At 42.4% G+C, this 20,112-nt stretch carries 16 protein-coding genes; 8 read left to right on the top strand and 8 right to left on the bottom strand.

What is annotated here, in order from left to right:
- Positions 1–210: 210 nt before the first annotated feature.
- From SFU91_13630 to SFU91_13650, 5 genes are all read right to left on the bottom strand, one after another.
- Complete coding sequence (locus SFU91_13630) at positions 211–1,275, bottom strand: glucose-1-phosphate thymidylyltransferase (GenBank protein ID MDX2130069.1); 1,065 nt, start codon at positions 1,273–1,275, stop codon at positions 211–213.
- Positions 1,276–1,372: 97 nt separating this feature from the next.
- Positions 1,373–2,806 carry a cytochrome ubiquinol oxidase subunit I gene (locus SFU91_13635; GenBank protein ID MDX2130070.1) on the bottom strand — a complete coding sequence of 478 codons (1,434 nt, stop codon included), beginning with the start codon at positions 2,804–2,806 and terminating at the stop codon, positions 1,373–1,375.
- A 302-nt stretch (positions 2,807–3,108) separates the two neighbouring features.
- Positions 3,109–4,188, bottom strand: coding sequence for a cytochrome b N-terminal domain-containing protein (locus SFU91_13640; protein ID MDX2130071.1), 1,080 nt, complete (start codon positions 4,186–4,188; stop codon positions 3,109–3,111).
- Positions 4,189–4,220: 32 nt separating this feature from the next.
- A complete protein-coding gene (locus tag SFU91_13645; protein MDX2130072.1) occupies positions 4,221–4,742 on the bottom strand; it encodes a Rieske (2Fe-2S) protein in 522 nt (173 codons plus the stop codon).
- A 1-nt stretch (position 4,743) separates the two neighbouring features.
- A complete protein-coding gene (locus SFU91_13650) occupies positions 4,744–5,904 on the bottom strand; it encodes a hypothetical protein (GenBank protein ID MDX2130073.1) in 1,161 nt (386 codons plus the stop codon).
- A gap of 536 nt (positions 5,905–6,440) precedes the next feature.
- On the opposite strand from SFU91_13650, the gene SFU91_13655 reads away from it, so the two are divergent.
- On the top strand, positions 6,441–7,643 hold the full coding sequence (locus SFU91_13655) for a porin (protein ID MDX2130074.1): 1,203 nt from the start codon (positions 6,441–6,443) through the stop codon (positions 7,641–7,643).
- A 64-nt stretch (positions 7,644–7,707) separates the two neighbouring features.
- Here SFU91_13655 and SFU91_13660 read toward each other — a convergent pair whose 3' ends face one another.
- A complete protein-coding gene (locus tag SFU91_13660) occupies positions 7,708–8,862 on the bottom strand; it encodes a citrate synthase (GenBank protein MDX2130075.1) in 1,155 nt (384 codons plus the stop codon).
- Positions 8,863–9,039: 177 nt separating this feature from the next.
- Between SFU91_13660 and hemW the strand changes: the two genes are divergently transcribed.
- The 7 genes from hemW (at position 9,040) to SFU91_13695 (ending at position 15,059) form a co-directional block, all read left to right on the top strand.
- On the top strand, positions 9,040–10,239 hold the full coding sequence (hemW, locus tag SFU91_13665; protein MDX2130076.1) for a radical SAM family heme chaperone HemW: 1,200 nt from the start codon (positions 9,040–9,042) through the stop codon (positions 10,237–10,239).
- 20 nt (positions 10,240–10,259) lie between these two features.
- Positions 10,260–11,525 carry a Wzz/FepE/Etk N-terminal domain-containing protein gene (locus SFU91_13670; GenBank protein ID MDX2130077.1) on the top strand — a complete coding sequence of 422 codons (1,266 nt, stop codon included), beginning with the start codon at positions 10,260–10,262 and terminating at the stop codon, positions 11,523–11,525.
- Between the two features lie 164 nt (positions 11,526–11,689).
- Positions 11,690–12,256: a peroxiredoxin gene (locus SFU91_13675; GenBank protein ID MDX2130078.1), complete on the top strand. Its 567-nt coding sequence runs from the start codon at positions 11,690–11,692 to the stop codon at positions 12,254–12,256.
- Positions 12,257–12,328: 72 nt separating this feature from the next.
- Positions 12,329–12,928 (top strand): carboxymuconolactone decarboxylase family protein, encoded by a 600-nt coding sequence (locus tag SFU91_13680; GenBank protein MDX2130079.1) that lies wholly within the window; start codon positions 12,329–12,331, stop codon positions 12,926–12,928.
- A gap of 114 nt (positions 12,929–13,042) precedes the next feature.
- Positions 13,043–13,996 carry a TerC family protein gene (locus SFU91_13685; GenBank protein MDX2130080.1) on the top strand — a complete coding sequence of 318 codons (954 nt, stop codon included), beginning with the start codon at positions 13,043–13,045 and terminating at the stop codon, positions 13,994–13,996.
- On the top strand, positions 13,989–14,522 hold the full coding sequence (locus tag SFU91_13690) for a putative metal-dependent hydrolase (protein ID MDX2130081.1): 534 nt from the start codon (positions 13,989–13,991) through the stop codon (positions 14,520–14,522). Before SFU91_13685 ends, SFU91_13690 begins: the two co-directional genes overlap by 8 nt.
- Positions 14,523–15,059, top strand: a complete 537-nt coding sequence (locus SFU91_13695) for a hypothetical protein (protein MDX2130082.1) — start codon at positions 14,523–14,525, stop codon at positions 15,057–15,059.
- A gap of 3 nt (positions 15,060–15,062) precedes the next feature.
- Here SFU91_13695 and SFU91_13700 read toward each other — a convergent pair whose 3' ends face one another.
- Together SFU91_13700 and SFU91_13705 are read right to left on the bottom strand one after the other, a co-directional pair.
- On the bottom strand, positions 15,063–17,921 hold the full coding sequence (locus SFU91_13700; GenBank protein ID MDX2130083.1) for a putative LPS assembly protein LptD: 2,859 nt from the start codon (positions 17,919–17,921) through the stop codon (positions 15,063–15,065).
- Positions 17,922–17,930: 9 nt separating this feature from the next.
- On the bottom strand, positions 17,931–20,012 hold the full coding sequence (locus SFU91_13705) for an alginate lyase family protein (GenBank protein MDX2130084.1): 2,082 nt from the start codon (positions 20,010–20,012) through the stop codon (positions 17,931–17,933).
- Positions 20,013–20,112 lie beyond the last annotated feature (100 nt).

Here is a 20,112-nt window from a genome sequence, read left to right on the forward strand (position 1 = left end):
ATCACCGCCACACGGAACAAACCGGAAGTTTTTCTCAAACCTCGGCTTTCACCACCACCGCCCGCCTTCGCTTGCATTTACAAGCCTTTAGCCCATTTCCCCATCATTTTCTCATTTCTCAAACTTCCGAATCCTTTATAGCAAGCAAGAATTCCATTTTTTTTTGTTTGAACATACATTTTTCAAATTGCATTACACACGTGTTATTTCTTAGACCACCTCAACACGTGATTGATCTCCTAACATAAAACGATTTGTACGTGGTTTTTTTCTTGCACTGACAATTTCAACGTCATTCCCGAGCAAACTTTCTTCAATTCGAATTCCAACATCTTCAATACGGCAATCTTTCAAAATGATGCTGAATTCAACCTCCGACTTCTTAACAATGCATTTATCAAAAATGGATGTAAACGGTCCAATGTATGAATCTTGAATATGGCAATTTTCGCCGATGATAATTGGCCCTCGAAGTACTGAGTTTTTCACCACACTTCCTTTACCGATTGATACTTTTCCACTAATCTGAGTTTCTTCATCCACTTTTCCCTCACAAACTGCAGTATGGTTTTCCAGAACCAAACGATTGGCCTCGAGCAGGTCGTAAGGTTTGCCGGTATCTTTCCACCAACCCGTGATTTCTGAGTAGGTGACTATTTTCTTTTTAGAAAGCAAGTACTGATGCGCGTCAGAAATTTCAAGTTCCCCTCTTTCGCTTGGCTTTATGGCTTTAACGGCATCAAAGATACTTGAATCATAGAGGTAGATTCCGGCAACGGCATAATCGGATTTTGGTTTTTTGGGTTTTTCTTCAATTGAAACAATGCGCCCATTTTTTAATTCAGGGACACCGAAACGCTCGGGGTCTTTTACTTTTGAAAGGGTCAAGTGACAATTCGATTTTTTCTCTTTGAATTCTTCGATAAATCGCTTTACACCACCCACAAGCATATTATCGCCAAGGTAAAAGATAAATGGGTCACCTTTAATAAAGTCTTCTGAGATTTTCACTACATGAGCTAAGCCAAGCGGCGCCTCTTGAGGGATATAGGTTATTTTAACCCCCCACTGTTTTCCCGTTCCAATTGCAACTTCAACCGCTTTGTTTTCCGCATTGGTCACGATTCCAATTTCCTTTACACCCGCTTCGACCATTGAATCAATGGCATAATGCAACATTGGTTTATTGGCAATTGGAATTAAGTGTTTGTTTTGCGTATGTGTTATTGGGCGAAGGCGTGTGCCTCTACCTCCGGAAGTAATTAGGGCTTTCATAGTATTATTGATTAGTGAAAAAAGCCATTGAAAATAGACTTGCCGATGTGAAATAAAAAAAGCCCCTTTCAGGGCCTTCTTTATTAAAAATAAATCTTTATTGATTTCCAGAAGCCACCTCTTCGCGTTTTTCACGCGCACGAAGCATCATCGCAATTTTGCTCTGTTCTTTATTGACTTTGTAATCAAGATAGTCGGCTAAGGCCTCGATTTCTTGCACTTTACCGGCAAGCTGTGGCATATATTTTCGGTAAGGAGAATCTTCTTGATACTCATGCAAAGTGGTAAGCAACATTTTGATGGAGCTATGTTCGCGGCCCTTTAAGAATTTTGTCATTGAACGGTAACCTTCGGAGGTATGACAACTTTGGCATTGGCCTCGGTACATTGCCTCCCCATCGCTCAAAATTTGTGAGACGGAGTCTCTCTTATCAACAACCGTTCGAATCCATTTTGTTTTTGGCAAATAGCCTTCTCGATTAATCGTTGAAACCTCACTTTTGCGAATTCCATTTGAATACATGTGACCGGCAATACTATAAGGTTTTCTAAGCATTTCACGAGAATATTCAGCACTTGCGGTTGCAATCAGTGCCAAAACTAAAACAGCAATACCGTGACCATAAGAAAAGCTATGCGGCGAAAATCGCGAGAAAAAATAAACGATTCCGGTAATTGTGGCGGTGGTCATAATCATTACCAGAGAGATTCGTGTTACTTGTGTAAATGCGCCTGAACCGGCAGTTGAAATTCCCAATTCCAAAAGACCGCGTTGCACTTCTGGAACACTCCAGAGATACCAAATCAATGCAAAAGGCATGAGAACAAATGTTGGAATAAGCCATTTCGAACTCCATACAATCAGTTCAGATTTCACTTTCTTTTCATCATGCCCATCTAAACGGCTATGTGAATAGAGTGCCCAGACGCCGGCGAGCGAGACACACACCAATATTCTCATCAAGAGACTTGGGAAATAGGTCGGGTTAAAGAATGCATGCCAAAAGCGGCTTGCTTCATATCCTGTTCCGGCTGCAAGCATCCACGCGTCGCCGGGAGTCAGCATAAAGGATAAAATCCCATTAATAATCACTAGTGTGAGAAATGACGCGCCAGCATAAACCCATCCTACTTTGAGGTGGAGTTCGTTATCGATTTTCCCCCAGCTATAGTAATAAACGGCGGCGGCAGTGAGTTCAACAATAAAGAAAACCCACTCAATCGCCCATCCAAATACAAAGTTATGAATAAGGGTGGAGGTTGACTCCGGGTTGGCAAGTCCAATTGCAAACCAAATTCCCACTCCAGACACAGCGCCAAAGACGCCGGTCAGAATAAGGAAAAAGCGGGCATGTTGGCGCAATTTCGGCAGCCAATCCGCACGACCTTCCTTTAGCGCTTTGCGCTCAACTAAAACCAAGTAAAGGCCGCCGCCGACGGCAAATTGAGAAATAAGTGTGTGATAGATCGCGATAATTCCAATAACCCATCCGCTACCGATAATTGGAACATCCCAAAATGGGTAATTCATAGTACTTCCTTTTGTTTATAAATTCTTGAGATAAAATTAGCCGTTTCTTCGTCTTATCGAATGATTCGGGCAGAATCGGGTGTCTATGAAACAACCCAAAGCCCCTTTTTTCGCTTCTTCAATCGAATTGCTTTGATTGAAGCTTTTCGAATGGTTTTGATTTTTACCAGATGTAAATTCTAAAAGCGAATAATCAGTCGTTCAATTTCTAAGTAAATGTTCTTAAATGTTGTATGGCTTAGTTCTGATAAAGCCTCAATTTTTGACTATCAAATTCAAAGAACTTGTTTGGTTTCAATACGCTATAAAACAAGGTATCCCCAAATGGTGGTCATCAGCAGAACTGAAAGTGCAAATATTCCAAAGTAGGTTGCATTACGTGCTTGAACACTTTTTTCGTGCTTTCCATCGTAGAGAGGAATGAGCACCCAAAGCACCAACCCAAGAGTAAAGATGACGATTCCAAGGCCTTCTCCGAGTGCGCCCGGAAACCAATTTCCAAAAATTTTCAACGTTTGAAATGAGCTCATGAAGTACCATTCAGGATGAATTCCCATCGGTGCGGGTTTTAGCGCATCGGCGGGTTCACCCAAATCCCAAGGGAAAACGGAGGCAAGCAATGCTAAAACATTCAGTGCAATGAGCCACATTGCAAGGTCTTTCATTAAAAAATTCGGGAAAAATGGAATTGAGCGCCTCATATAATCAGGTTTTTCCATTTCTGAGGGAATTGTGGCATTGCCGTGTTTTTGCACAAGGTAGAGGTGGAAAACTAAAATTGGTAAAAAGATCATTGGCATAAGCACAACGTGCAGAGCAAAGAAGCGTTGAACGGTTTGCTCACTCACTTCTAAGCCGCCTCGAAATAAATTCGCCATTGGCTCTCCAAATAAAGGAAGGGCGTTCGGGATTTCCATTCCGACTTTCGTCGCAAAGTAGGCGAGATCATCCATCGGCAAAAGATAACCGCTGAAGCCAAAGAGCAGCGTGATAATCAAAAGTGCCATCCCTGTCCACCAGCCGAATTCTCGGGGGTAACGATATGCTTTCATAAAATAAACGGAGAACATATGAATGAAAACCGCCGCCACCATCAGATTTGCCGACCACGAATGGGCCGAACGAATCAGCCACCCAAATTCGATTTCATAAGTAATTTGACGAACTGATTCGTACGCTTCCGGGCCCGGTCGATAATACACCAATAACAATACCCCGGTAAGGCTTTGAACGATAAAGAAGAAGAGTGATATTCCACCCCAATAATACCAGAAAGAGTGTTTATGCTCGGGCACAGTTTTTTTGCTTGCAAATGCGAGAATATCGGCAAGACCCAAACGCTCATCCACCCACCCATAAACTGAAGAAAATAAGGTTTTCATAAAACGACTTGTTTTGCGTTATGGCAATTGAATTATACTTTTTTTACAGTGATAACCCCGTTTTCATTTGAAACGGCGAGAGACTTTAAGGGTTTAGGCGGTGGCCCACCAGTATTTTTGCCCGTCTTGGCATCATAGGTGCCGTTGTGGCAGGCACAAAAAAGCTGTTCTTTATCAGATTGATATTGAACAGTACATCCCAAATGGGTACAAACCGCTTCGGTGGCAGACCAAGTTCCGTCGGTGTGGTGTATAATCATAGCGGGTTTAGTTCCGAATTTGAACATTAAAGCAGAACCTTGTTCAATTTTTGCTGCTTCTCCCAAAGTGACTTCTGTGACGGCAGTTTCGTGTTTAGCCTTTTCAATCGGTGTGGCCAAATATCGGTAAACTGGGTATCCCAAAGCACCGGCATAACAGATTCCCATACCGGTAAAAACAAGCTTTGCAAAAGCCCTTCGAGATATTAATTCACTTTCATCAAGCGAAATCATCTCAGGTGAAACTTCGGTCGCTTTTGCCTTAAGACTATTTTGTTGATTTGTTTCGCTCATTTTAAACTCCTTCTGTTACTGTTGCGGAAACTTCATTTTGAACACCCATTCCTGTTGAATTTTTTTTGCTTTTTGCTTGGAGCATCACGGTTGCGAGCCAACCGACAACACCCAGACCTGCTACAAAAAGAACGAGGAAAATGGCAACGACAGACCAGTTGGTAACGACCACGCGATCCCAAACATCAAATCCCTTTTGGAGCAGCGTGACATCGCGAACGCCATCGCGGTAAGACACCAAACCAACTGTAGAGAGCAGCGTCACCAACGGAACCGCCCAAGCAACAAGAATATTGGAAGCCGGCTTCACTGAACTTAGCAGCGCAATCGCAAGGAGAGCTACAGTAAGTACTAACCAAAGCCCAGCATAAACTTGATATAATAGACTTGCTCCAAGACCAACACGAACCGCTTCAGATTGAACGACATACGCCCAAATCCCGCAAGCCAAATGCACAGCTACCGCAACAGCGCCAACACTACCCCCGATTTTCTCAAGAAATAGCCTTAGTTCAGAAGAAAGTGATTTATTGGTTCCTGAAATCCAAATCATCCAAAGCCCACCAAAAGCGATTCCGCCGCTCATCATTAATAACCATCTCGGGGTCAGCGACGGGTCTCCTTCAGGAAGAGCTGTTCCAAACGCAGAATTCGAATACATCGCTTGCCACACTTCCGGACGAAGCATGAGCGTCATGTTTGTTGAGTAAATTCTGCCAATAATTAAAACAATTGAAAACGCCACAAGGGTCATAACCCACGCCGGCTGATGTGACTCAGTTTTTTCGGCAATCTTATAAAAGAGCCAATAAGCAAGGGTTAGTAAAGCAATGACTGAAATCCAATAGGCTCCGATAAGCACACTGCTGGTATAAATCGCTTGTCCATAGAGAACCTGCGTAAAAAGCAGCGGAGGCACGCCTAAGTTTATTACATAGGTAGTAACCACCGGAAGCCTTTTGGCAATGGCTGCTGCCCCCTGCAATTGCAATAAATTTCTTGTGCCGGCTCGATTTCCCAAAAAGGAAAGAGCGGCAACTAGGGCTAAGCCACCAACCAGCATTTGCATTGCAACAAAATGCAGGCTGAGTGTTACAATATGTAGAAGTTTGAATAACCAAATCGGGGCGGGAAGCGGAATCGGATCGACGGTTGGAAACATACAACAAACAGCCGGGTTTAATTACAACAAATATCCCTGCTGAAGCAAGCCTTAACGGCAAGAAAGTGAAAAAACAAATGTATTTTACAAGAAATGTTGCTTTAAATTCAATATAAAGCAATGAGTCACTGCGAAACTACAAGTTCATCACTTTTCGCGTTTTTAGCCCATCTTCTTTAAGCAGAGTTCGCTTTTCTTATCCAATTTTCAATCTCAAAAATTGATTTTGTTGAAGAAGGAAAAGCCACTAATGCCTTAAGTGAAGTTCTTTAATAGAGATTTCTCTGAGATTTCTCTTCTTTAAATATTATTCCTATAAGACACTTAAATTTAGGTAGCTTCATTAATCTGTAAAAAAAATATGGCAGCATCTTGCATAGTATTTTTCAGAATTAACTCTTCTTTTTATCGTATTTTACAGTCAAAATCGGCCATAACGGTTTTAAACATATTGGATTTTATGGGAAACAGGAAATTATTTTGCCCACTTCTGAATTCTCATACTCTTCCGTTTATTTGACCGACCTATTCATTGAATGAATCGTTTCCTTATTTTTTGTTTTGTTTTCCTTCAATTTGGAACATTTGTTGAGGTATTGCATGCTCAAAATCCGGATAAAGCAGAAATTACGCCCATTATAAAAGATTTCGGTAAGGGTATCACCTACATCAACTCAGATAGTACGCTTAGCACCTCCTTCCGATTTAGAACTCAATTGCGAGGTAATTTTCTCTATGATGATGACGAATTACAAATCGATGGGCTATTTCGGAGATTTCGATTCCGGCTCGACGGTTTTTTGTTATCACCACAATTCACCTATGCCTTTCAATTTCATCTTGCAGACGCTGATTTTGGATCACAATTCACGACAACGCACGGATCAAATCGTACCGTCATTCGAGATGCAAATTTTTCATATCTCTTTGAGAACGGGATTCAACTGACTTTTGGACAAGGGAAGCTTCCAGCTCACAGGCAAAGAATCATTTCGTCTGGGAGACTTCAATTTACTGACCGTTCGATTGCACATTCCATCTTTGATATTGATCGGGATTTCGGGATTTGGTTTCGCCATCAAACATTGCTTTCCGAATCCTTTTACATAAGAGAAATCTTCTGTTTTAGCGGCGGGGAAGGACGAAATCAACCCATCGATTCAAGGGGATTCAGCTATACGGCAAGACTTGAATTTCTTCCACTAGGGCTGTTTGCAAGTGGTGGAGACTATTTTGAAGGTGATTTACTTCGCGAAAATGCTCCTAAAATTTCAATTGCTTTTGTTTACTCCTTTAATCATCAAGCCGTTCGAAGCGGTGGACAGGTTGGTTTTTTAATCAATTCCCCAAGCGACATTCATACCTTGATTTCCGATTTCCTCTTTAAATGGCAAGGGTTTTCTTTTGATGGGGCATTGTTTTTGAGGCAACGAAGCCCTTCGGCTTTGTTTACACCTTCCGCGTTTGTTTTTGCAGGATACGGCGCACACCTCCAATCAGGCTATTTCTTTCTTGACTTTTGGGAGGGTTCTGTTCGTTATTCATTTGTTACACCCAATCAAGACACTCGCCTTTATTCTCCAATTCAATCAGAATATTCTATCTGCCTTTCACGGTATATTGCCGGGCATTCTATTAAGGTGCAATCAGAATTTACTTTGATTAGGCGACGAAGTGAAACCCAGAATCAAGTTCAAAATCTTTCAACTTTCCGAATTCAAATGGAAGTTGGAATTTGATTTGAACGATTTATTAAAAAAATAAGGCTCTCGAGGAGCCTTATTTTTTTATCGAACACTTTGCTTATTCACGTTCCTCAAGCGGGACATATTGTTCGTGTGTTGGCCCGGTATATTCGGCTGTTGGTCTAATCAAGCGATTGTTTTCATATTGTTCAAGAATATGAGCAATCCAGCCTGAGGTGCGGCTAATAGCGAAAATTGGTGTAAACAGATCAAGCGAAATTCCCATTAAGAAATAGGTTGAAGCAGAGAAGAAATCAACATTTGGATAAAGTTTTTTATCAGCCAAAACCAATTGCTCAATTCGACGGGATATTTCGTAATACTTTTTGATTCCGGTTCTTTCTCCCATTCTTTCGGACATCTTACGGAGGTGGGTTGCTCGAGGGTCTTCTGTTTTGTAAACCCGATGTCCGAATCCCATAATTTTTTTCTTTTCTGCAAACGCCTTTTGGATATAACCATCAACACGGCTTGGATCGCCAATTTCCAAAAGCATCTTCATGACCTGTTCATTTGCGCCACCGTGGAGTGGTCCTTTTAAGGCACCGATTGCACCGGTAACGGCGGAATACATATCTGAGAGGGTGGCGGCAATGACACGAGCAGTAAAGGTAGATGCATTCAATTCATGATCAGCGTGTAGGATAAGGCAAATATCAAGGTTACGAACCACTTCGTCTTCGGGTACTTTTCCGGTAAGGGTATAGAGAAAATTGGCGGCAAAAGAAAGATCCGGATCGGGTTGGATTAAATCGCGTTCGTTTCTGATGCGGTCATCAAAGGCGACGATGGTCGCAATTTGTGAAAGCAATTTGCATGACCGCTGAATTTTATCATTGCCCATTGGGGTATCATCATTATCATAGAGCGCGAGTTCCGAAACCGCTGTGCGAAGTGCTTCCATTGGTGGGGCATATGTTGGAATCGTATAAAGATGCGCGACAACTTCACGGGGTAGGCGTCTGTTCTGAGCAAGTTTTCGGCGAAATTCATCCAACTGCGTACGATTGGGGAATTTTCCGAACCACAATAAATAAACCACTTCTTCAAAAGAAGCACCGCCCTTAACAATGTCATTGATATCATATCCACGGTAAACAAGCCGTCCTTCTATTCCATCAATCAGGCAAATATCCGAGGTCGCTGCGACGATATCTTCAAGACCTGCTTTTTGGGGCACTACTTTGCCGCCGCTGTTTGTTACATCCGACATAATTTTTACTTCGATTTTTTGTTAATGCAATTTCATTTTTAATGTTCAATAACAAAGGTTCTTGTTCAACTTGAACTATCGATGATGAGCTAATCTGTGCTTTGGGTCATCGAATATAACTTTTTTCCATCGGCTGCAAAGGGTTAATTTATCGCAAATTCGTTAAACATCTTATCAATGGCCGGTCTTTATCTACATATTCCTTTTTGCAGAAGACGCTGCCACTATTGTGACTTCTACTTTACCACCAATCAAACATTGGTTGATGACTTTATCTCTGCATTAACACTCGAAATAGACTCAAAAAAACATCTTCTCCAAGGATTGCCTATACAAACGATTTACTTTGGCGGTGGAACTCCCTCGCTTCTTAGCCCAACTCAATTGTCTAAAATTTTGCAAGCGTTGAATCAAGCATTTGAAACAAGTAAAGTTGCGGAAATTACGCTTGAAATGAATCCGGAAGATTATACCAAAACATATGTTAGATCATTAAAAGGGCTCGGTATCAATCGGATTAGTTTAGGTATTCAATCGTTTGAAGAACCTAAATTAAAACTCCTTTCACGCGAACACTCCGCTAAGCAAGCATTCCTTTCGCTTGAGGGAACTCTTGAAGAAATTCCCAATGTGAGTATTGACCTCATTTTTGGGACTGAGAATGAAACTTTAGACCATTGGAATCATGAATTACAAACTATACTCTCCTATCACCCAAAACACATTTCTGCGTATTCGCTTACGGTTGAACCAAAAACACTTCTTGCCAAATTGATTTCGCGGCGCTTACGCAAAGCACCAAAAGAGGAGGTCCAACGGGAAATGTTTTTACAAACGATTTCCACGCTCAGTACCGAGGGTTACCATCATTATGAGGTTTCGAATTATGGGCTTGCGGGGTTTTATTCAAAGCATAACCGCGCATATTGGGAGCGCATTCCTTATTTAGGTTTTGGCCCATCGGCACATAGTTATTTCACAATGGATACCTCGAATGGACGCGCTGAGATCCGAGCATCGAATCAGGCTTCTCTTTTGAGTTACCTTAAATCGCCGTCCGATTCAATCGATTTATCTGAAACCCTACTGCCGGTAGATATTTTTAATGAAAAAATATTGCTGGGGCTTCGGCAATCAAAGGGGATTGAAAAAGCGATTTTTAATTCACCAATTTTAATGGGGCTTGGGGAACAGATTCAACTTGAAATTCTTCAAACCCTCTCGAGATTTATTTCAGCGGGTTTCATGAAAGAGAATGAGACACATTTTGTTCTTTCTTCAGAAGGGCTTGCACTTGCCGATTCCATTGCCGAGGAATTTTTTTTGGAACTCCCAATTCCTGAAAATTCAGAAATCAATACCTCCCTTTCAACTTGACTTGATTCTACGTGAATGATATGAAACATGACCTTAAAGAAACAGCCCAACCTCTAACGCTGCGCCTTTTCATTGAATCGCTTTTAACACGGCGAAAACTCATTTTCAAGTACTTGATTTATGGGAGTCTTGTAACGCTAACAATTCTCCTTTTTATGCCAAAAACTTACACGTCACGTGCGGTTTTGATGCCGCCGGAAGACCCAAAAAGTCAATCGGTGTTGCTTCAAGCCATTACAGGTGCAACAGGGTTTAACCTTGGCGGGGCTGTACCCAATCTTGCAGAGGAGCTTGTGGAAGTTCTTAAAAGCAGAACGATCGCGGAATCTGTTTTGGGCCGGGTTTCTCTGAACGGGCAATCGCTTGAAGTGCTGTTGGAGGGAAGGAATCGAGAAGAGACCTTAAGAGCGCTTTCTCAACGGGTAAAATTCTTTTCAAACAAACAACGGTTTATCACGATTGACGGCTCTTGGGAGACGCCTTATTTTTCATTTTCAGAGGCAGACGAAGATTCGGCAAAAATGATGTCGGCAAGGCTTGCCACGGCATTTCTTCGCGCACTTGACGAGACCAATCGAAAACTTGTCAATCAGCGCTCGCTTTATAATGCGGCCTATTTTTCCGATCAATTGCAAATGGCAAAAGCCGAGCTTGATACGGCTTATAAACGATTGGAGGAATTTCAACGCAGAAATAAAGCTGTAGCCATTTCGGATCAAATGCGGGTTCAAATGCAGGCTGCCAGCGAAATCAAGGCAAAGGTAATTTCTACCCAAATTGAACTTGATTTGCTCCTTCGAGACCGTTTAGAGACCGACCCATTGGTTACTGAAGTAAAAAATCGACTTCGCGAACTTGAATCTCAATACAACCGTGTTTCTTTGGGAAAAGGCGATAACTATGCGATAGGTTTTGAGAATTTACCCGCACTCAACCGCGAGTATGCCACCTATTTTCGTGAAGTAAAAATTCAAGAAGAGGTTTATGCATTGTTAAAACAACTTTATTATCGAGAGCGACTTCAAGGTTTCCGAGATACCCCAACGATTGTGGTTCTTGATCCTCCTCAAATTCCGGATTTACGAACCTCTCCAAAGCGTATAACAACCCTATTCCTTGGTTTTATTTTTTGGGGCGCCTTGGCCGTTTTTCACATATTAATTTCTGAATTACTAAAGTCATTTTTCAAAGATCCGCGTCATGCTTCTCTTCGCGAACTGCTTTTAAGTTCTTATCTCGAGATTGCTTTTTGGGACAAAAGGAAAAAGGAAACGAAACAACCCTAATTTTCGGTTCTTCCCATAGTTATAAGATTCCTTCAACATAGTTTTCGGCTATTTCCAATTGGAAAATTCTATGCTTTCCCTGCTTGTAGGTTTCGCTTCTAGGTGTATTTAGCAGTGCAATTTTTTTACTTCATTTTACTTCAATTATTAAACACATATAATCGATGCTTACTATTGGTGATAAATTCCCCGAGTTTCAACTCGAAGCGGTTGTTTCTACCGAAAAAGGAAAAGAATTCAAACAAGTTTCTTCGCAAGAGCACAAGAAAGATGGAAAATGGATGGTCATTTTCTTTTGGCCAAAAGATTTCACTTTTGTTTGCCCAACCGAAATCGCCGGTTTCAATTCCAAGTTTGGCGAATTCCGCGATAACGATGCCGTGCTTTATGGCGCAAGCACTGATACCGCCTTTGTTCACCTCGCTTGGCGCCGAGACCACAAAGATCTTCATGACTTAAAATTCCCAATGCTTGCTGATCATGCAAAGAAGCTTTCTTCTGCTTTGGGCATTTTAACCGGCGACGATCAAGTGGCGCTCCGTGCAACTTTCATCGTTGACCCGCAAGGCGTTATTCGCTGGGTGAGCGTGAACGATCTCTCCGTTGGCCGTAATGTTGAAGAGACCGTTCGCGTGCTTCAAGCGCTTCAAACCGAAGAGCTTTGCCCTTGCAACTGGAAAGACGGTGAAAAGACCTTGAAAGTTGAAGGCGGAACACTTGTTGAAGCCTAACCTTTCAATATTTTAATTTTCAAGGGCGGCACAACCGCCCTTTTTTTATGAATTTTTTTGCACAATAAAATTATGGAAGACACACGGAAAGATTTTTTAACCGATCTCGGTTTGCCAATTGAAGGAAAATTTGTCGGGCTTGACGCTTTTGTTAAAGGAGATTACAAATACATCCGCGATTTACGCGTCAATTTGAAATCAATGCTTGAACTGCCAAATTTAGGCGGGAAGAAAAATGCGGCGCTTATTGCATTGAGTGTTGCAGTCAATGAACGCTCCGATGCGCTGACAGGCGTATTCACTGCACTTTCCAAGACGGAAGGGGCAACAGAGGCTGAAATTGCTGAAGTGCACGCAATTGCTTCGTTGCTGGCGACAAACAATGTTTTCTACCGCTTTCGCCATTTCTCGGAGAATAAAAAATATGAAACTTTGCCGGCGGGAATTAAGATGACCATTATGGCGCGGCCAACATTGCCGAAGATGATTTTCGAATTAATTTCGCTTGCCGTAAGCGCGGTTAATGGATGTGAAGTCTGTGTGAATTCGCATGAGCGCTCGGTGCGTGAGGCAGGGGGCACCGAAGAGATGATTTTCGATGCCATCAAGCTTGCGGCGGTGGTTCGCGGCGCAGTGATTTCGTTTCATCAAGCCACCCGAGAAACGGCTTAATTTATTTTTCCTTTTTGACGCAAAAGCCAAACCAGCGGGTTTGGCTTTTGCTATAAGAATTCAACTTAGACTGTTCTATATTGTACCCGTTTTGCATTAACTAGAAGCATTTATATGATCGAATTTTGGATGTGGGCTGGGTTTTTCCTTTTGATAACCGTTATGTTGGCCTTAGATCTTGGGGTTCTCAATAAAGAGGCACACCGAGTTTCCACAAAAGAAGCCCTCAGTTGGACAGTCGTTTGGGTTTCGCTGGCTCTGGGTTTCGGCGGTGTAGTTTGGTATTTATATGATTTTAACAAAGCAACGGAGTACATCACGGCTTACCTTATCGAGGAGTCGCTTTCGATTGATAACCTGTTTGTGTTTGTCCTTGTTTTCCGTCATTTCAAGGTTGAAGATAAATACCAGCATCGTGTGCTTTTTTGGGGCGTATTAGGAGCTGTTATAATGCGGGCGATTTTCATTTTTGCGGGCGTGGCTCTCATTCAGCAATTTCATTGGGTGACTTACATTTTTGGAGGTTTCTTGGTTTATACTGGCATTAAACTCTTTTTCCAAAAAGACGAATCTGAAGAAACAGAGGAAATGAGCGAAGGCGTGGCGGTTCAAATCGTTAAGCGATATTTTTCCATAAGCAAAAATTTTGATGGGCAAAAATTTTTTACGATTGAAAACGGTAAAAAGGTTGCCACACCGCTTTTTTTAGTGCTTGTCGTGGTTGAAATCACCGATCTTATTTTTGCGGTTGATTCAATCCCTGCTGTGCTTGCTGTAAGCAATGATGCCTTCATCGTTTTCACTTCGAATATCTTCGCCATTATGGGCCTTCGTTCCCTTTATTTCCTCTTATCGGATGTCATTGATAAATTTGTTTACCTTAAAACTGGACTTTCAATTATTCTTACATTTATAGGAACGAAAATGATTTTAGCAGGAATTGATGAATCTCTGAAAATTCCATCAACCGTTTCGTTGGCTGTAGTAGCGGGGGTATTGCTTCTTTCTGTGATCTTTTCCGTTTTAAAAACCAGTTCTCAATCAGAAACCGCAAATCGAAATGAGTGATCTTTTAAAATATCCTATTGGCCTTTTTGAAAAGCCGATGGTTATTACCCCTGAACATCTTCAACAATATATCACGGATTTATCCAGCTTTCCGAAACGATTACGTTTGGCCGTTGAAGCCTTACCGGAATCAATGATGGATACGCCTTATCGTCCCTCAGGGTGGACTGTTCGGCAGGTGGTACATCATTGTGCAGATAGCCACATGAACAATTTTATTCGAATTAAATTGGCACTGACGGAAGAAAACCCAACCATCAAACCATATTATGAAGACCGTTGGGCGGAATTACCCGATTCCTTAACAATGCCGGTAGAACCTTCACTCGTTATGTTGGAAGGCATTCATCAACGATGGGTGATGCTTCTGCATTCAATGCGCCCTTCGGATTTTCAAAAAGGGTTTTTTCATCCTGAAAAGAATCGATTAGTTACTTTGGATGAAAATACCGGCATCTATGCGTGGCATAGCAATCACCACTTGGCACATGTTCAAAGCATTTTAAAAATCCGCTCTGGGTCTTAAATGAGAACGCTGATTTCCTCTTATACTATAAAACATTGTGGTTTGCTCGCATCGATGCTTGCTTCCATCTTTATGAGTTTTTCATCTTGCGACTCCGGTCTTGAACCTGCAGGCCGCGCTCCAGTGGCAAGCGATAGCGGCTTTTATGCGGGGACCATTACCTTCGAGAATTGGCCTGAATCTACGGATTCATTGCTTGAAGTGGTGCTCGTTGTTTATCGGGAAGCGCCGGCAAGAAATAATTTTCTCAATCTCACCACTATTTCTGATACGCTGATTCTTCTTTCGCAAACACAAGGAAAGACATCTTTTTCATTTGAGCGAAAACTCCGTTCGGGCTCTTACCCTTATGCGGTGGTTGCGCAATTGGTTTCCCCGAACTTATTTGAAAGCTCGGCGTGGCGGTTATTAGCGGTCGCGAACCCCCGGTTTGATGGTGACTCGCTCGGCACGCCATTTACAATTTCTTCAAATCAACGAACCGTAGGAATTCGCTTCAATGCCGATTTCACGCGATCTCTGCCCTTTCCTCGCTAACACTTAAAATATTGCGGCGCTACCTCCGGCAGGCCGACTGGCTTTTTCAATTCGTATATCTTGCAGTTCGGGGGCTTTAAGATTGAGTTGGAAGAAGTATGATTTAAACTGCCCGATTGGAACCCATTGAAAGCTCATTGACCAGCAGTGGAAATCGCGCGAGATACGCACATTCGGAACAATAAATTGTGCGTTGGTGAAATTATAGCCGGTATTCATACTCAGCTTCCAATTTTTTGTAATCGAAACGGCTCCTGAGATATTGATTTGCGCTTGCAGTTCAATCGGTATAAATGGATTGGGTTGGCTTGCCCTTACGGATCCATTGAGTGATAAATCCCACGGAATCTCGAAATCCACATTTTGACCAAAGTTGCGCCCAAAGTTTGTTTGTTCAATTAGCCGTTGTTGAACGTTGGCTTGTGCATTGATTTCACTTTGGCGTAAAGAATCTTGATTTTGCACTGTTTCACCCCCGCCACGCTCTCCTCTTAAACTCATTGAAAAACCAAGATCAGCACTGATGAAGCGAAGCAACCCTCCGCCTAAACTTTGATAGGATTGATTGATTCGGGTTCCGGCGGAGTCGGTGCCATAGTAATCGAATTGCGCACTGCCGTTGAGTGTAAAGAGTGGGGCAAGGGTGTTGCTTGAGGCTGAAATTGAAATCGGTTGCACATTAAATTCAGAGGCAGCAAAATTGTACCCGCCCGAGATATTGGCTAAAAGAAACTGAATATTTTTTTCGGTTCGAGCAGGGTCGTCAATGGCTTTGGTGGTGTCAAGTGTTTTGATTTTTGCATCAAAAACATTGCTCAAGCTAAGGCTTAGGGATTGGCTTTCGCCCGGAACGCCTCCAAAGAAAGCGCCTTCAAAGCGGTTGTAACGGACAGTATTTCCATTTTGATCGACATACGAGGCGAAGTAGGAATTTTTTTCAGAGGTGAAATCAGGATTGTAATTGTAAGAGAGGTTTGGAATCAATGTGTGGCGCAACGCTTTAAGCCCAATCAAATTTCCAAGAGCGCCGGTGAAAAGAATCCCATACAATCTTGTTTGCGCTGAAAGGTTAATCCCGTAGGTGGTTATGGATTCGGGTGAACGTCGAACAAGCGTGACAACGCTTCCGGCGGTATCAACAAAACGCTCAATGGTTCGATCAGCAACGGAGTAATTGAAATTCAAACTTGAAGATAAATTCAAATTTAAGGCGGGCACTGTGATACCCGCGGAAATCGGCGCAGTCAGTTGCACTCCGGAGCGGTCGAGTTCGGCAGTGGTAAAGCGATAGGCCGTATTCAAATTGATTGATTGGGAAAGGTTGACCAAAAAGCCTGTTCCGCCGGGTCGAAATTGAAGATTAAAACTAAAACCGCCTTGGGAATTCAAATCGCGCGAAGAGGTGGTATCGGTATCTCGTAAAAACGCATCAATGCTAAGCCTTGGATCAATGCCAAATTGATCAAAGAGCGATGTTCCATCAGACTTTTTACTTCTGAAAGGAAAGAATCGAGTTTTGGCAAATGTGAAATTGATATTGTTACTGACATCCGAAGTTTCGAGCGATTGATTTCGGATAAATCCAAGTGAAAGCGAGCCTTCGTTATCTCCGATAATCTGATCGAGCCGAGCGGTGGAAGTTGCTTGAAGGTTAAAAATATTGCTTGGGTTTATCGACGTAATCCCCACGGTGCTTAAGCTTGAAAAGTTTAGGTTAGCCGTGATTCTTGTGTAGGGTGTGAGTTCTTGGCTGTGTTCAACAATCATATTCCACGATTCATTGATTCGGTAATCGGGGTCGCCGGATTCGTTAAAGAAGAGGCGTTGAAATTCTCCGGAGATTCTCCCGCGAAATTCACCATTCAGGGCATACCGAAATTGCGACCCCAAGCGCCAGCTCCCTCGCGTTCCGAAATCGCCTTCAAATTTCAGGTCGGTGAAGTCGCTGATTGCCCAATAGTAACCACCGCGTGCAAGTGTAAAGCCTCGGGTGTTATCAAAGCCATAGTTTGGCATAATAATCCCTGAGGCACGTCCTGAACTTCGTTGGGTTGGGAAGAACGCATAAGGCAATACAAATACGGGAACGCCTTCAATATAAAGCACAACAGGGCGAGCAAAGACGCGTTCATTTGGAACCAATTTCATTTGGCTGCAATAAAACCAATAATGCCAGTGGTCTTCATTGCAAGTGGTGTAATACCCGCCATTGATAAAAAGCTCACCCGTCTCTTGCCGTTTGATTTGATCGCCGCGGTAATAGGCCTGTTCAATATTGGTATAAACTTCACGAATTTTCCCTTTCCTGCTTTTGAAATTATAGGCGAGCTTTTCTGCTTCATAATTTCCGCTTGCGTCACTGAATTTCGCAGGAAGAATGACATAGCCCATTGAATCCAAGGAGGCATCGGCATTGAGCAAATTTTCGGGCGTGAATATGGAAACCGTTGGGGCTTCAAGTTTGAATTCTTGATAGGTCACTTTGGCTGCGCCATTTAACCTAACGCGCTTTTCGCGGAGATCGTAAACGATTGAATCTTTTGCGCTATAAACCACCACGGTATCAAGATCATCTTTTCCGGTTGTGGTTGAATCTTGCACAAGCAATTTTTCTGTTGCCACTGAATCCGTTCGTTTTAAGGTGTCAAGAGGAATAATTGCGGCATTGGTATCAAGTGCTCCAGAAATGTCTCTTTTTCTTTGTGCAGATTTCATTGCGCGTGCGGCATCTTCTACGGTTGGCGTTTGAGAATAAGCCGTTTCCGAAAGCAATAGCAAGCCCACCGCGGCAAAGACATGACGCCCGTGACAAAGACGCAGCCAACGCCACATCAATAAATATTGATTAAAGAGTGCTTTCATTTTTTTGGCTTATGCCAATTCGAACCTCACACGAAAATCAAGACTTCCCTTGAAAATCCTTTTCAGCCGAAGCATTGAAGCCTTTTCTATTTTGCCATATCTTGGTGAATAAGAATACTCTTCCTGAATAATTTCGCCTTGAAAATTTTCCGTCTGAAAAATCATTGAACTGTTGCTCTCGCGATGCGAGAGCCTGTACACCGTCGGCGCAATTTTTTCAACCGTAAGCATTGGATGAAAGTGATAAAACGCTTCAGCGGTATGTTCATCGTCTGTTTTTTCGCTATAAATATTATCTGTAATGAGACAGGCTTCTTTTGTCAGCTCAATTGACCTTCGATGAATGAGCGGAAAATACGCTTGATGCTCTGCTATGACCTTTTGAAAATTATCCTTCGTTTCCCAAGCGATTATCCGTGGGCGCGTGTTGTCTTCAGTAATCTTAAATAGACCTTGAAAGGATGCTATTTCCCTTTCATCAATCATCACGCTGTTGTGTGCTTTTCCGCTTCGAAATGCATTGCGCATCTCAGGGTTGGATGTATAACAATAAGTCCCTCGATCAACCAAAATGGGATAAGCAATTTTAGGTTGTTCCGTTTTTCCGGATGGTGAATAAAAAAGCTCAACGCTTAGAGTATCGTTGTGGCCGTGACCTCCCCACCCGTTTTTTCCCATTTGTCCGGCATCCAATGTCATGTGAAAGTTTTCATTACAAAGTACTGCAAAGCCGCTTTGCATAAAGCGTTGCGGGTGAAACTCATTTTGAACATCACCCTTGCTCCTTTCGATGCTGCGCAGTTTCTCCCAGCCTTCAACACCAAAAAGCCAGAGGGCGCTTTCAGTAAATCCTCCTGCTTTCTTTAATAAATCTACTCGTGAAAAAAGCAATGAAGCAATACTCAATACTTCTCGCGAATCGGTGGGTAGCTTTTCGGGATTGAATGGAAGCAGTGCTCCATCGTCGCTATCGCCAATAGCAGCAATGCTTCCGTCGCTTCTCGTAACGGATGAAAGGAAAACGCACATCGATTCAAGCCTTGTTTTGAATGCTTGTGAAAAAGTAACTTGATTAATTTCGGCTAAGCGAGATGCGGCCAAAAGCATTTCGGTAACAAAGAGATGATAGGCCAAACTCATTTCAAAATTGACCCCGTCTTCGCCGTGTTGACGAAGAATTTCTTCCTCCAAAATGCTTCGCCCAATTTCAATCCATTGCTTTCCCTTTGCCGTATCTCGAAAAAAGCAGCCGATAAATAGGAGACCCACCGCATTTGCAATTAAGTGATTACCGCTATTGCGGGTGAATTCAAGGTGATTTTCAATAAATCGTCCGTGATTGTAAATCAATTTCAGAAGGCGCAGGAAATCGCTTGCAGTAATGATTGGCTCCTCAAATTCGGTTTCGACTTTGTGACGCTCGGTTGCATCCATAAAAAAGTAATACCCTGAAATGAGCGAAACCGAGCGAATTGCCGCTTCCATTGCGTTCATCCAGTTTGCCCCCCTTCCAAGAGGATTTTTATTCTCCCAATCTTGAACAAGGTTGAAGAATTTTTCAACAAACTCTTTTCGACCGGTGAGCCAAAAGCCTTTGCCTAAAGTAAAAGAAAATGAGAGCCGCGAAAGCTCCCAAACCACGCGCACGTCACTTCCGTTTTTTGGAATTTTGATTCTGATCGAATAAGGAAGGTCTTGCGGTTTCGGGGGCGTTTCGTAAAGAGATTTATCATTGAGATAGTCTTTTTGCCAATCAATCCCGTCATGAAAAGGCCGCGATTCCCCATAAAGCGTGAATTTATCGTTCAATATTGCATTTGCTTGCATTTGTGGTATGTGTGGAGGATGAACTTTTGAAAGCAATTGCAGAAAAAAATCTTTGCAGTTAAGCGGGTTGAAAAAAAATTTGGGTCGAATTGAAGTATTAAATTTTGAAATAAAGTCTTCTGCCGTTTTGGCTTGCCATCGCGCGGGGAAAAGGGCGTAAAATTCCTTATCCTTAAAGTTTAACCTTTTCGCAAACACTTGAAAGGCAAAGAAATATGGGCGAAGAACATGATGAAGAAAAATCCGCAAATATGCTTTAATCATTCACTGAGCGTGATTCACTTTTAACTGCAAAACAGTTTTACAACCTTAATCGAACAAAATACGGCATTTTACCGATTCGATTTCATCCAACATTTTTGCC

The sequence above is a fragment of the Chloroherpetonaceae bacterium genome (assembly GCA_033763895.1).
GTDB lineage: Bacteria > Bacteroidota > Chlorobiia > Chlorobiales > Thermochlorobacteraceae > JANRJQ01.